Here is a 12,795-nt window from a genome sequence, read left to right as displayed (position 1 = left end):
CACTGCTTATGCTCCCCCATAATCCCCAAAGGATACTGAACAGGCATCTCCCAACCAGCAAAATCAACCAACTTACCTCCCAACTCAACGTGCAAAGAATGCAATGGGGTGCGTTTGGGTGCGTCAGACATGGCAGAGACCTTTCCTAAGACCTTGGCAACATTGCCGCATGGATTGCAACGTTATCTCTGTATTGTCGCCAATTGACACCAAGGTTCCTAGGACTGTGCAGCGAGTCAACAGGCTTCGACTGCTGGCGGTCTTTTGGTCCCCCGAGGGCGGCGTTGCAGAGGCATGTATACGGCCGCATGCAGCGGCTTTGTATCCTATAGGAAACTTTTTTCCGTTAGGCAACATCGCATGCGACGTGCCATGGGCAAATTTCTGCGGCGAACAAAAGACAGCCGAGCCATCAAACTGATTTTTGGCCGCTTTCTGCCAAAGGGCTCTGGCACCGACCCTGAACCTGCCCTAAGACTTCGCGCAAGAGGGGACGCAATGGCACATATCACACTGGTGCGTCACGGGCAGGCCAACACCACCGCACGTGACGAAGTAAACTATGACAAGCTCAGCGATCTGGGCCATCAGCAAGCCCGTTGGCTGGGCGCGCATCTGCAGAGCACACGAGCGTTCTACCCGCGCGTCTATTGCGGAACCCTGTCGCGCCACGTGGAAACCGCCGCCAGCATGGGACTGCCCGAACCTACCCGTGATCCACGCCTCAACGAGGTCGAATACTTCAACATTGCGAAATTGTATGAAGAGCAACATGGCATCCCCGTGCCGACGGACCGGGAAGGGTTTGTCGACCATCTGCCCCGAACTTTTGCCGCATGGGCCAGAGGCGAGATCGAGGAAACGCCCGAGACCTTTGAGGAGTTCGAAACACGCGTCTCAGATGCTTTGCGCGATATCGGCACAGAAGGCGGTCCGGCGATTGTTGTGACCTCGGGTGGGTTGATCTCGATGGTTGTACGACAGGCCATGGGACTGGACATACCTGCGATGGCGAGGGTGGCTCTTGCCATCATGAACACCTCAATGCATCGTCTGCACCCGATAGGCGCGCAGCTGAGCCCGGTTCTGTTCAACGCAGTCCCGCATCTGGAAGCGCCAGACAGGCAGTTTGCCCAAACGCATCTGTAATCCAAGCCCGGAGGCACTCTGATGCAGCTTTATTATGCTCCCCGCACCATTTCGATCGCCGTTGCCATCGCCTTGGAGGAGGCCGGTCTGGACTATGAAGCGGTCCGTCTGGACTTCGCCGAAGGCGACCAGACCAAACCGGCTTACAAACAGATCAATCCAAAAGGCCGTGTGCCTGCATTGGCGGTTGATGGCGGTATCCTGACTGAAACAGGGGCGTTGCTGGAATATGTCGCTACGGTTGCGCCTGACGCAAATCTTGTCCCCGCCGATCCTGTCATGGCGGCCCGTATGCGCGAAGTGATGTATTATCTGGCCTCGACCATGCATGTAAACCACGCACACAAGCTGCGCGGGCCCCGTTGGGCCGACAAGAAAGCCAGCTGGAAAGACATGACCGCCAAGGTCGCCCAGACCATGACCACGTCCTGTGAGTACATCGTATCAAACGGATTGCGCGGGCCCTTTGTGTTGGGCGATACGGTCTCGCTGGCGGACGCCTATCTGTACGTGGTGTGCAGCTGGCTGGAAGGCGACGGCGTGGACGTGTCGGCCTTTCCCAAAATCCTCGCTTTCCGCGAGGCGATGGAGGCGCGCGCCTCGGTTCAGGCGGTGCGCGCCGCCGGGATGATTTGAGTGAAGGACGACGCATGACACATCTCTGGGTCCGGGCAGAGCAACGCCCGAATGAAGAACGGGTTGGATTGACCCCAGAAGGCGCGGCGTCCCTGATTGCGGCAGGCATCCGGGTAACCGTCGAGGAAAGCCATGTCCGCGCTATTCCGATAGACGGCTACAAAAACGCAGGCTGCGAGATTGCGCCCGAGAATTCCTGGCCCGATGCCCCCCTTGATGCCATCGTCTTTGGTTTGAAGGAATTGCCAGAGGACGGCACCCCCCTGCCCCATCGCCACATCATGTTCGGCCACGCCTATAAGGGTCAGCATTCTGGCCGCGCCCTACTGCAGCGGTTCAAGGCCGGGGGCGGAACGCTTTATGATCTGGAATACCTTGTGGACGAGAACGGCCGTCGCGTCGCGGCCTTCGGGTATTGGGCTGGTTATGCTGGCGCAGCTGTCACCCTGAAAGCATGGGCGGCGCAGCAACGGAATGAGGAATGCCCGCCCGTTGGTGTGTATTCGGGCAAGGACGCGCTGAATGCTGAATTACTGGCCGAGTTGAACGCCACAGGCGCCAATCGTCCCTGCGCCATCGTGATCGGCGCGCTGGGTCGCGTGGGTGCAGGCGCCGCCGACCTGTGCGAGGCCATGGGCGTCAGTGTCACCAAATGGGACATGGCTGAAACCGCCAGCGGCGGGCCTTTCCCCGAAATTCTGGAACATGACCTGTTTCTGAACTGCATTTTTGCCCGCCCGGGCACCCCGATCTTTGTTCCGCGAGAGTCGCTGACCAACCCGCGCAACCTGACCGCCATTGGTGATGTCGCCTGCGACCCGGACAGCGATTACAACCCGGTACCCGTTTACGACCGCGCCACCACGTGGGACGCCCCCGCCTTGCGCGTCGCGTCGGATCCGGTGATGGATGTCATGGCAATCGACAATCTGCCCTCGATGCTGCCAGTCGAAAGCTCGGAAGACTATGCCGCGCAATTGCTGACAACTCTGCTGACGTTGAAAGAGATCGAAAGCGGTGTTTGGGGTCGGGCACAGGACGAGTTTCGCAAACATGTCTGAGCCGGTGCACGCATGGAACACTTGATCGGCGGTGCAGCAGCGGTTCTTGGCACGATTTGCTGGCTACCCCAGACCCTGAAAACGTGGCGCAGTCGCGAAACCAAGGACCTGTCTCTGCCTGCAAACCTGCTGATCCTGACAACACTGACGTTGTGGTTGGCCTACGGATTGATGATCGCTGCATGGCCTCTGATCTTGGGCAATGTGATATCGATCCTTCTTGTCGGTGCGATCGTGATCGCGAAACTGAAATTCGGCTGAACAGCCATAGAGGAGCTTAAGCATGACCATCCATTGGTGTGGCACCGGCCTGTCGGCCATCCCCGGCCTGCGTCGCCTGATTGAAGGCGGGCACAAGGTCACCGTCTGGAACCGGACCATTGAAAAGGCCAAGGCCGAAGTCGGAGACCTGACCGACGACATTCGTGCCTTTGACATCGACGCACTGGGCGCAGTGCTGGAAAAAGGTGACGTGATCGTCTCAATGCTGCCGGGCGATTGGCACGTGCCGCTGGCGGAACTGGCCATCTCGAAGGAGGCCAATTTTGTCTCATCCTCTTACATTGCTCCCGAGATGCGGGCGTTGGATGACAAGGCCCGCGAGGCCGGTGTGGCGCTGGTGAACGAGGTCGGGCTTGATCCGGGCATTGACCACCTGATGGCTCACGCCCTGATCGCCGACTATCGCGCCTCGGACGCGTTTGATGCGAACAACCACCTGAGCTTTATCTCGTATTGCGGCGGCATTCCGAAGAACCCCAACCCGTTCCGCTACAAGTTCAGCTGGTCGCCTTTGGGTGTGCTCAAGGCCCTGCGTTCGCCGTCGAAATCGATCCGTGATTATGCACCGCTGGACGTCGCCCGCCCGTGGGACGCGATCAGCAGCTATATCGCCCCACTGCCCGCACCGGAGAGTTTCGAGGTCTATCCGAACCGCGACTCTCTGCCTTTTATGGAGGAATATCAGTTCGAGGATCACTGGAGCGTCAAGGAATTCGTCCGCGGCACCTTGCGCCTGAATGGCTGGGCCGATGCGTGGTCGGACGTGTTCAGCGAGATTGAAACCCTGTCCGGACCTGAGGGCGACGCGCGCCTGAAGGAAATGTCGGACCAGTTCTGGGGCGAAAACGCCTATGACGAAGGGGAACCGGACCGTGTGGTTCTGTGCGTAGGACTGAAGGCCGAGAAAGACGGAACACCCGTCTGGCACAAAACCTATGTCATGGACGCCTGGGGCGACGCGCGCGGCACGGCAATGGCGCGACTGGTGTCTATCCCGGTCTCGCTGGCGGTCGAAGCGGTCCTGAATCGTGCGATCGCCGTCGGTGTACATGCGGCACCCAGCGACCCAAAACTGGTGCAGGGTTGGATGGCCGAGATCGACAAGCTGGCGCAGCATTTGCAGGTTGTGGATCACCTCGCGTAAGAAAAGCCACTCTGGCACGCCAGAGTGGCTTTATTTCGCTTTTTCTCAATCGCCCCGCTTTCGCCAGCCTGTCAAATGTAGCGTTGAATCGTGTCTTCAATATCGCTGCGATTTATACCCAGCTCTGACAATTCCTGATCGGAAAAGCTGTTCAGATACTGTGCAGCCCGAACGATTTCGGAACTGATCGCACGTATGCGCATAGCGCGGTCGAACAACAGCAGGGCGCTATTCGTGGGGGGCAATTGCTTGCTTGGTGGGATGACATCAAACATGGGGTCTACCTCATAACTGGTTACGCGAGCGTGTTTTGGGCTGGCCCGTCGCTACTGGCGATAGGGTGCGCCGTGATAGACGCTTTGGTAAGCGCGTTGCTTGATTTCAGCCCGAGGGACGCCGATGTCGCTCAATTGGCGATCGTTCAACGCCTCTAGGTCGTGGACTGTGTTGGCGAAAATCCTGCGGCGGAAATGCTCGGTTCGGGCCTCTGCATAATCCGCGAACAGCGCAGAAAAAACGTTGCGGTTCGAGGTTATAGTCTGTGTCGCTTCCATGGTCTTCTCCTCCTGAATTTGGATTGCGGTTTTGGTCACGACTCAAATTAAGGAACCGGTTCTTAAGGAGAGAACACCGTTTCATTAAGCTCTGTTAACGAAGCTTTCTGGGTATAGTTTGAGGCGGAGATTTGTAGCTTGGAAAGCTTTGGCCCGTAATAAACGTAGGGCCGTTGGATGCGGAACAGGCGGTGTTCGGGCATCACCAAATTGGTTCGCGGTACAGCGCAAAGCATGGGCCGCTACGATCGTAGCGGCCCATGGAAATTCTTAGACTTCGTCCGGGTTCGGAACGATCAGTGTCGGGATATTCGACCGACGCAAGACACGTTTCGCCACCGTTCCGAGGAAGGTGTGCGAAAAGCCGTGGTCATGTGCGCCAAGCACGATCAGATCGCACCCCATCTCGACCGAGCGCCGGAGGATCACCTCGGCCGGGTGCCCGTCGGTGACCTCGATCGAGGTCACCTGATCACGGATCTTGGCGTCATCGCCTTCGAACTGTGCCCAGAACTTGGCTTGCCGTTCGGCCAGCACCTTGCGCACCATTTCATGGCGACGCTGGGCCGCGGTTTTACGCGTCTCTTCATTCAGGATGAACATGTCCATCGTGATCTTCGCGTCGTCCGACAGGGGTTCGTTCACATGCAGGACGTGAATTTCTGCCCCTGTTGCCATTGCAATGCTGGCCGCATTGCGCATGGCATGACCCGAGTTCTCCGACAAGTCGGTCGCGAACAGGATATTTGTCACCATTTGTTTCATAACATTATCCTTTCAGGTCAGTAGCCCAACAGCCTGGGTAGCCATAGCGACAGCTCAGGGAAAAACGCAATGATGAAGATCGCGATGGTATTAGCCGCCGCAAAGGGCAATGCACGCAACGAGATCTGCTCGATCGTTATGTTCGAAATACCCGATGCGATGAACAGGTTTTCACCCAGCGGCGGCGTCTGGAAGCCGATACCCAGCGTACAAACCATAACCACACCAAAGTGGATCGGGTCGATACCGACCGAATAGGCCACAGGCAGCATCACCGGAACCAAGATCAGGATGGTGGCCAGTGTCTCCATAAACATGCCGACGAACAGCAGGAAGAAGATGATCAGCGCCCAGATCACATAAAGGTTGTCGGTAAAGCTGAGCATCGAGTCCGCGATGATCGCCGGGATCTGGTTTTCCACCAGAAGGCGGCCAAACACGGTCGCTGTGAACAGGATCAGCAGAACACGGCCCGTCAGCCACGTGGTGGCTTCAAGCGACTGGAACAGCGACTGCCATGTCAGTTCACGATAGATGACCACGCCAACGAACAGAGTGTAGAAGATTGCGACGATTGCAGCCTCGGTCGGGGTAAAGAAGCCGGTATAGATACCACCCAGGATCACCAGCGGCGCCATCAGCGACCAGAACCCGCGATACATCTCGCAGGCCACATGACGCAGCGACCAACCTTCGGCCACACCTTTGTACCCACGCTTCTTAGACATGAAGTAGTTCAGGATCAGCAAGCTGGTGGCGATCAGGAACGCCGGGACAAAGCCCGCGATGAACAGTTTCGAGATAGAAACCGACTGGAAGGTGCCGAACTTTTCAACTGCTTCCAGCGGAGGCGCCATACCGAGCGCGGCAATGCCGAAGATCACCATCGGGATGGAGGGAGGAATAATAATCCCGAGGCCGCCAGAAGAAGCGGTAATAGCAGAGGCATAGCCGCGCTCATAGCCACGGTCGATCATTGCTGGGATCATCAGCATCCCCACGGCCGCGGTTGTTGCCGGGCCCGAGCCCGAAATGGCGCCAAAGAACAGACAGGCCATAACCGTTGCAGCCGAAATACCGCCGGTGAATGGACCAGCCAGACTTTCAGCAACATTGATTAGGCGCTTTGAGATACCGGCGGCCTCCATAAGAGCCCCCGCCAGAATAAATGCAGGCAGAGCCATCAGTGGGAACGCACCCACCGAGGTAAATGCAATCTGCACGAACTTGATTGGGTTTTCGCCCAGGTAAAGGAACGAGAACAGCGATGCCACACCCAGCGCAACCGTGATCGGTGCACCGATGAGCAGCAGTAAAAGAAACGATCCAAATAGGATTGTGACGATTTCGGATTCCATGGTTTTTCCTCCCTGCCTCAGTCGCGTTTAGCTGCTTCGGTGGCAGCTTTGATTTCATCAAGGTCGATCTGGTCAGGATCATGGATGTCTTCGCCTTTGATCAGGCGGCGATAGTTCACCTGAATGATGCGCACGGTCATCAGCGCAAAGGCGAGAGGCAGAACCATGTAGACATACTTCATTTCGATACCCAGAGTCTGGGACTTCCAGAACTTGTTCATCTTGTTGAAGACAAAGTCCGTGGCCAGATACAGGAAGTAGACGTTGAAAAAGAGCCAGAAGAGATCAGCAAAAGCCTCTATGTACTTGATGTAGCGTTCGGGCAGGAACTTGAACTGGAAGGTCACCCGGTTATGCGCGCCTTTCAATGCCGCATAGCTGGCGCCAAAGTAGACAAACCAGACGAACATGTAGACTGATAGTTCTTCGATCCAGCTGTACGAAAAGCCAAAGACTTCACGCGCTATGATCTGTACAAACAGCAGACAGACGAAGCCGGATAGCAGGATCCGGCAGATGATACTTTCGATATTGTCCAGAAATTTCCAGAACATTGCGGAATTCCCTCCTCCCTGAGATGAAAAGAGCGCCGAAGCGCTCTTTTCCTTTTCGCTCATTGGCGATTATTGCTGGACGGGCTCGCGGCCGATGGCCTCGAGGACCGTGTTCAGTTTCTCGACGCCGCCGATGGACTCATAGAACTGAGGCCATACTGCACCGGTTGCCAGTTCGATGAACTCGGCCTCATCGTTCTCAGGATCGATGATTGCCATGCCTTTTTCAGTCAGCTCTTCTTTGATCGCAGCTTCAGAGTCGCGCAGGAACTGAGCGGAAATCTGAGTTGCTTCCTGACCGGCTTCCAGGATGATCTTCTGGTCTTCTTCGCTCAGACCCTGGAAAACAGATTCCGAAACGATCAGCGGTTCGATCGAGAAGATGTAACGCAGGTTGGTCACGTGGTTCTGGACCTCGTAGAACTTCATTGCGTTGATCGTCAGGTAAGGGTTGTCCTGACCGTCGACAACTTTGGTTTGCAGACCGGTGAAGGTCTCGGACCATGCCATCGGAGTCGGGCTGATACCCCAGGACTTGTAGGTTTCGATCATGATTTCGTTCTTGGGAACGCGGATGATCAGGTCCTGCAGGTCAGCAACCGAGCTGACAGGTTTTTTCGAGTTGGTCAGACGGCGGAAACCTGTGTAGGTCCAGCCGATGATGCGCACACCTGCGTCACGAATGGTGTTTTCCACCAGTTCCTGACCGATCGGGCCTTGGGTCAGCTTTTCAGCATCTTCCAGCGACAGGATCACATAAGGCAGAGTGAATACACCAACCGAAGGCGAGAACGGCGTGATGTTGTTGATCGCCAGCAGCGACATGTCCAGCGTGCCGATTGCGGCCTCGTTGACGGTGTCCTGCTCGGAACCCAGCTGACCGTTCAGGAACAGTGTAGCTGTGTGTGCGCCACCCGATTTTTCTTCGAGTGCCTTAACGAAAGCCAAGCCAAGGGCTTCTTGTGCGCTGCCTGCACTATCGCCAACAGCAATCTTGAAGTTTTTCGCGTCGGCTGCGCCCGCAACCATCAGGGCTGCGACCGAAACGGCAGCAGTCATGGTGCCAAGCTTTTTGATGAATGACATAGATGTCCTCCCAGTTTTATCATGTTTCGAGGTGCGCGCTGACCTGGGGAGAGATGGCCAGTCCGATTCTACCTCGGCTTTTTCAGAGTAGCTCGTGAAATGTGTTTCTATGTTGCCATTCTTTGCGCGATAGGTTTCATATATATCGAACCTTACGAATTGGGTAGAAAATGGTTGCCTCACGCATCGGCGACAGCGACATCCGATTGCTGCGCGTTTTCAAGACGGTTGTGGAAAGTGGTGGTCTGTCTGCGGCCGAAGTTGAGCTGAATATCGGCAAATCCACCATTTCGAAGCATGTTACTGATTTGGAACTGCGATTGGGCTTAAAACTGTGCACGCGCGGTCCTGCGGGTTTCGCCCTGACAGAAGACGGCGCAAAAGTGCTGCAAGCAGCAGATCACCTGCTTGTGTCCGTGTCGCAATTTCGGAACGAGGTCAGCGAGATCAAGGAACAGTTGGGGGGAACGATCCGCATTTCGCTATTTGATCAATGTGCGTCAAACCCGGATTCCCGGCTTGCCCGCGCCATTCATCGGTTCAACGAAGCCGCCCCCTCGGTCCAGATCGAACTGTCCCTTGAGCCGCCAAACGTGATCGAGACCATGGTCATCAGTGGCCAGCTCGACATCGGAATTATTGCGCTGCATCGCCCTTCGACAAGTCTTAACTATGCTCCGTTATATGGCGAGAACATGTTCCTGTATTGCGGCCGGGAACACCCCCTTTTCGAAATACCAGACCAGGAACTCAGGACCAGTGACCTGCTCAGGTACAACTATGTTGGGCTCAGCGTGAACTCTCCGAACCTGATCGTCGGTCAGCAACTGGGTTTCAAACGGTCAGCAAAAGTTCAAAGCGAGCAGGCGCTGGCCATACTAATCCTGTCAGGGCGATACATAGGTTATTTGCCTGATCATCTTGCGCAGGACTTTGTGGACCAGGAAAAGATGCGGATGGTGTTGCCGGGCGAAACGCAATATCGAACCCGGTTTGCAGCAGTGACCAGAAAGCAACCTGAACCAACACGGGTGACAAACCTGTTTCTGGAAGTTTTGCAGAGCGAACATTCGAAACCCTGACAACTGCCGGGCTGGCACAACACGAGCCAACTGTGGTGAAGACGTGGTTCATCACATCCTGTCAACGGCCAAACGCGATATCGGATTCGCATTTTTGGCGTTGCCAAAAACTTGTGACTTCCTGCCACATCACTGGTGCTCGCCTTCTTATCACTTACATGCGCCTCACCAAAATGAGGCGGACAAATGATAGACGACGATCCCCAACCCGTAGGGTATTACGACACGCACGATATATGGACCCTGGACCCAACGCCCGCGGACCAGTTGGTCTATGATGCCTTTGCCTCGGGCGTCGTCGATCTTCTGCAAGTGTTGGATGACAACAAGACCATGATGTCACGGGACGTTTACGCAAGACTGTTCGCCTCGCTGTTGGATCTTTCCCGAACTTTGGGAGAATACGAAGATGGATGGAAGCCGGACTAGGGGACGATTACCAAGAACCCGCTGTTCCAATGCACGGTACGGGGGGTGGCGGTTCAGGCGCCGCCCCGTACCTAAAGACTAGTTAGCTTGCGGTTGCGTTCCCAAGCGCGTTCAACAGAGTGTTCAGATTGTGCTGGAACATCGCGAGATAGCTGGTGGCCGGACTACCGCGTTCCGACAAGGCGTCTGAGAAAAGCCGTCCACCAATCACGATACCGGTTTCATCCGAGATTTGCTGAATCAAAGTAGGGCTTGTGATGTTTTCAACAAACAGCGCCGCAGCACCATCCGCCTTCAGTTGATCAATCAGAACAGCAAGATCCTTGGCTGATGGCTCCGCCTCGGTATCGATGCCAACCGGCGCAAGGAAAGTCAGTCCGTAGGCGTCTGCCAGATAACCAAATGCGTCATGTGCAGTCACAACCGTGCGGCGATTGGCAGGCAGGCCTGCCAGCTTCGTCTTGGTTTCTGCATCCAGCGCCTCAAGCTGCGCAATATAGGCCGCAGCATTGGCAGCGATTTCTTCGGCGTGCTCGGGCATCGCCTCTGTCATCACGTCGGCCACATTGGTCACGTAAATCATGCCGTTCGACAGCGAGTTCCAAGCGTGGGGGTCGATTTTGCCCTCGACTGTGACAGGCGTGATACCATCGGTGGCAACGTGCACGGTTGCGTCAGTGCCCGATTCAGCGATCAGGGTATCGGACCATGTCTCAAAGCCCAGACCGTTGACAAAGATGATATCCGCCTGGGCAACGGCCTTCGCATCTGCAACCGAAGGCTGATACACATGCGCATCCGCATCCGGGCCCACGATTGTCGTAACTGTGGCCAGATCGCCCACGACCTCTTCGACCATGTCGCCGAGGATCGAAAAGCTGGCGACGATCTTGACGTTGTCTTCTGCCGCAACGGTCGGCAATGCAGCCAAAGCAAACGACACAGAGGCGATGCCGGCATAGAGTGACTTCACAAGAGTCATTGTGCTCTCTCTTCTTGTTGAATTTGGGCAATGGGGATGTCTTTGGAAACAGACGGTTTGCGCATCCGTCTGCCAAAACCAAGGGGACCGAAAATGGCCGAGAACAGAAAGAACCCACCGGCAACCAAAACGATCGCCGGGCCGGACGGCGTGTCCGGGAACAGGTAGGACAGGGTCAGGCCGATCCAGCAGCTGGACAAGGCAAATACAAAGCCCAGGACCAGTTGCCCGGTGATCGTACTGGCCCAATAGCGCCCAGCGGTCGCAGGCAGGATCATCAAGCCAACGGCCATCAACGTTCCCAGTGTTTTGAACGCGGCCAGCAGGTTCAGAACCAGCAGCAGCATAAAACCCTGATCAACCAGCCACGGCCGGCGCGTTTGAGTTTCGAAGAAAACCGGATCACAGGTGCTGACAATCAGCGGACGAAGCAGAACGGCGAATGCCAGCAATGTTACTGTCGCCACCCCGCCGACAAGGATCATCGACGCGTCGTCGATCCCAAGGATTGATCCAAACAGGAAGCTTTTTAGTGGAACCGCGGACCCTGCTGCAGACAGGATAAAGATACCCACCGCCAATGCGATCAGATAAAGCGAGGCAAGGCTGGCATCGCTGCGCAGGATTGTCCGGCGTGCAAGAAAGGCGGTCAAAATGGCGACGCCAACACCCGCGATAAGCCCTCCGACCAGCAGTGACATGACTGACAAGCCTGCCGTGACAAAGCCGATGACGATGCCTGGCGTAATCGCATGGGCCATGGCCTCACCAGCCAGCGATAGGCGACGCAGAACAAGAAATGCCCCCACCGGCGCGACCGAAGCCGACAAAACCGTGGTTGCCACAAAAGCGCGACGCATGAAGGCAAAGCTCCACATTTCGACGATCAGGTCATACATTGGCGTGCTCCGGTGTTGAATGGGTGCCACGGAACATCCAGGACGCCTGACTTTCCGAAAGGTATCCTTGTGCAACCAGCCGGTCTGGTGTCAGAACGTCATTCACCGGTCCGTGGGTCGCCTCTTGCCCGCCCAAAAGCAGCGCGTGGCTGCAATAATCCAGCACCGAGGAAAGATCGTGCACCACCAAAACCACCGCGCGCCCCTCATCGCGCCATCGGCGGATAATCGACAATAGATGTGCTTCGGTACTTTGGTCGACTGCGGCAAACGGTTCATCCAGCAGGATCAGCGGCGCGTCCTGCATGATAACCCGCGCGAACAGCGCGCGCTGCAATTGCCCACCTGATAGCATATGCAGAGGCCGGTCAGCGATATCCAGTACCCCGGCCTCATCCAGCGCGGCGGCCATCCGGTCGCGCGCGGCGGCGTCCAGCCCGGTACGATAACCAAACCCGCGCCATGCCCCCATCGCGGCAAGATCCCTCACACGGATGGGAAATCGGCGGTCGAACTCGGTCATCTGCGCCAGGTACCCGATGTCACGAGGACGCCCTTGCGGCCAAGTCAAACTGCCCGAAAGCGGATCCATCAAGCCCAGCAGCATCTTTACAAAAGTGCTCTTCCCCGACCCGTTTGCACCAAGAACGGCAAGGGTCGTTCCGGCCGCGATATCCATGGAGAGGCGGTGAAACAATGTCAGGTCGCGGTAGCCCAACGTCAGATCGCGGATTTGCAAAACGGCCGACATCAAATCACCGCGTAAATCGCGAGCCACAAGAGCGCCGACAGCGCCAGAGCCCCCGCGACCAGC

Annotated in this window: 16 protein-coding genes and 1 pseudogene; 7 read left to right on the top strand and 10 right to left on the bottom strand. The window is 56.5% G+C overall.

The window, feature by feature from the left end:
- Nucleotides 1-131 (bottom strand): annotated as a pseudogene (gene gcvT / locus AC2FLJ_RS22445) (glycine cleavage system aminomethyltransferase GcvT); the annotation flags it as partial.
- Nucleotides 132-498: 367 nt separating this feature from the next.
- Between gcvT and AC2FLJ_RS22440 the strand changes: the two are divergent.
- Genes AC2FLJ_RS22440 through AC2FLJ_RS22420 form a run of 5 tightly spaced genes read left to right on the top strand, consistent with a single transcriptional unit; the run spans nt 499 to nt 4,272 of the window.
- Entirely contained in the window at nt 499-1,149 is a 651-nt protein-coding gene (locus tag AC2FLJ_RS22440; RefSeq protein WP_496707730.1) for a histidine phosphatase family protein, read from the top strand.
- Between the two features lie 21 nt (nt 1,150-1,170).
- Nucleotides 1,171-1,785, top strand: a complete 615-nt coding sequence (locus AC2FLJ_RS22435) for a glutathione S-transferase family protein (protein WP_496707728.1) — start codon at nt 1,171-1,173, stop codon at nt 1,783-1,785.
- 14 nt (nt 1,786-1,799) lie between these two features.
- The gene (locus tag AC2FLJ_RS22430; RefSeq protein ID WP_496700071.1) at nt 1,800-2,846 is read left to right on the top strand and encodes a saccharopine dehydrogenase; all 1,047 of its coding nucleotides are present in this window, start codon (nt 1,800-1,802) and stop codon (nt 2,844-2,846) included.
- A gap of 12 nt (nt 2,847-2,858) precedes the next feature.
- Entirely contained in the window at nt 2,859-3,107 is a 249-nt protein-coding gene (locus tag AC2FLJ_RS22425) for a SemiSWEET family sugar transporter (protein ID WP_058273753.1), read from the top strand.
- A 22-nt stretch (nt 3,108-3,129) separates the two neighbouring features.
- Complete coding sequence (locus tag AC2FLJ_RS22420) at nt 3,130-4,272, top strand: saccharopine dehydrogenase family protein (RefSeq protein WP_496707725.1); 1,143 nt, start codon at nt 3,130-3,132, stop codon at nt 4,270-4,272.
- Nucleotides 4,273-4,343: 71 nt separating this feature from the next.
- Here AC2FLJ_RS22420 and AC2FLJ_RS22415 read toward each other — a convergent pair whose 3' ends face one another.
- The 6 genes from AC2FLJ_RS22415 to AC2FLJ_RS22390 all read right to left on the bottom strand — a co-directional run bounded on the left by AC2FLJ_RS22415 (nt 4,344) and on the right by AC2FLJ_RS22390 (nt 8,589).
- Nucleotides 4,344-4,547 (bottom strand): DUF1127 domain-containing protein, encoded by a 204-nt coding sequence (locus tag AC2FLJ_RS22415; protein ID WP_472722265.1) that lies wholly within the window; start codon nt 4,545-4,547, stop codon nt 4,344-4,346.
- A 51-nt stretch (nt 4,548-4,598) separates the two neighbouring features.
- Nucleotides 4,599-4,826 (bottom strand): YjiS-like domain-containing protein, encoded by a 228-nt coding sequence (locus AC2FLJ_RS22410; RefSeq protein ID WP_109310857.1) that lies wholly within the window; start codon nt 4,824-4,826, stop codon nt 4,599-4,601.
- A 270-nt stretch (nt 4,827-5,096) separates the two neighbouring features.
- The gene (locus tag AC2FLJ_RS22405) at nt 5,097-5,591 is read right to left on the bottom strand and encodes a universal stress protein (protein ID WP_108861886.1); all 495 of its coding nucleotides are present in this window, start codon (nt 5,589-5,591) and stop codon (nt 5,097-5,099) included.
- Nucleotides 5,592-5,608: 17 nt separating this feature from the next.
- Complete coding sequence (locus AC2FLJ_RS22400) at nt 5,609-6,949, bottom strand: TRAP transporter large permease (protein WP_058273758.1); 1,341 nt, start codon at nt 6,947-6,949, stop codon at nt 5,609-5,611.
- A gap of 17 nt (nt 6,950-6,966) precedes the next feature.
- Nucleotides 6,967-7,503, bottom strand: coding sequence for a TRAP transporter small permease (locus AC2FLJ_RS22395; protein ID WP_058273759.1), 537 nt, complete (start codon nt 7,501-7,503; stop codon nt 6,967-6,969).
- 69 nt (nt 7,504-7,572) lie between these two features.
- The gene (locus tag AC2FLJ_RS22390) at nt 7,573-8,589 is read right to left on the bottom strand and encodes a TRAP transporter substrate-binding protein (protein WP_058273760.1); all 1,017 of its coding nucleotides are present in this window, start codon (nt 8,587-8,589) and stop codon (nt 7,573-7,575) included.
- Between the two features lie 170 nt (nt 8,590-8,759).
- Between AC2FLJ_RS22390 and AC2FLJ_RS22385 the strand changes: the two genes are divergently transcribed.
- Entirely contained in the window at nt 8,760-9,671 is a 912-nt protein-coding gene (locus AC2FLJ_RS22385; RefSeq protein WP_109310856.1) for a LysR family transcriptional regulator, read from the top strand.
- A gap of 186 nt (nt 9,672-9,857) precedes the next feature.
- Nucleotides 9,858-10,100, top strand: a complete 243-nt coding sequence (locus AC2FLJ_RS22380; RefSeq protein WP_108861889.1) for a hypothetical protein — start codon at nt 9,858-9,860, stop codon at nt 10,098-10,100.
- A gap of 82 nt (nt 10,101-10,182) precedes the next feature.
- Here AC2FLJ_RS22380 and AC2FLJ_RS22375 read toward each other — a convergent pair whose 3' ends face one another.
- Genes AC2FLJ_RS22375 through AC2FLJ_RS22365 form a run of 3 tightly spaced genes read right to left on the bottom strand, consistent with a single transcriptional unit; the run spans nt 10,183 to nt 12,732 of the window.
- On the bottom strand, nt 10,183-11,082 hold the full coding sequence (locus AC2FLJ_RS22375) for a metal ABC transporter solute-binding protein, Zn/Mn family (RefSeq protein ID WP_282121290.1): 900 nt from the start codon (nt 11,080-11,082) through the stop codon (nt 10,183-10,185).
- A complete protein-coding gene (locus tag AC2FLJ_RS22370) occupies nt 11,079-11,981 on the bottom strand; it encodes a metal ABC transporter permease (RefSeq protein ID WP_496707721.1) in 903 nt (300 codons plus the stop codon). The genes AC2FLJ_RS22375 and AC2FLJ_RS22370 overlap by 4 nt, the downstream gene beginning before the upstream one ends.
- Nucleotides 11,974-12,732, bottom strand: a complete 759-nt coding sequence (locus AC2FLJ_RS22365; protein WP_496707719.1) for a metal ABC transporter ATP-binding protein — start codon at nt 12,730-12,732, stop codon at nt 11,974-11,976. The genes AC2FLJ_RS22370 and AC2FLJ_RS22365 overlap by 8 nt, the downstream gene beginning before the upstream one ends.
- Between the last annotated feature and the right edge of the window lie 63 nt (nt 12,733-12,795).

This window comes from Ruegeria sp. CDSA034 (assembly GCF_059612275.1).
The sequence above is the reverse complement of the archived record's forward strand: the minus strand, read 5'-3'. Positions and strand labels throughout refer to the sequence as shown.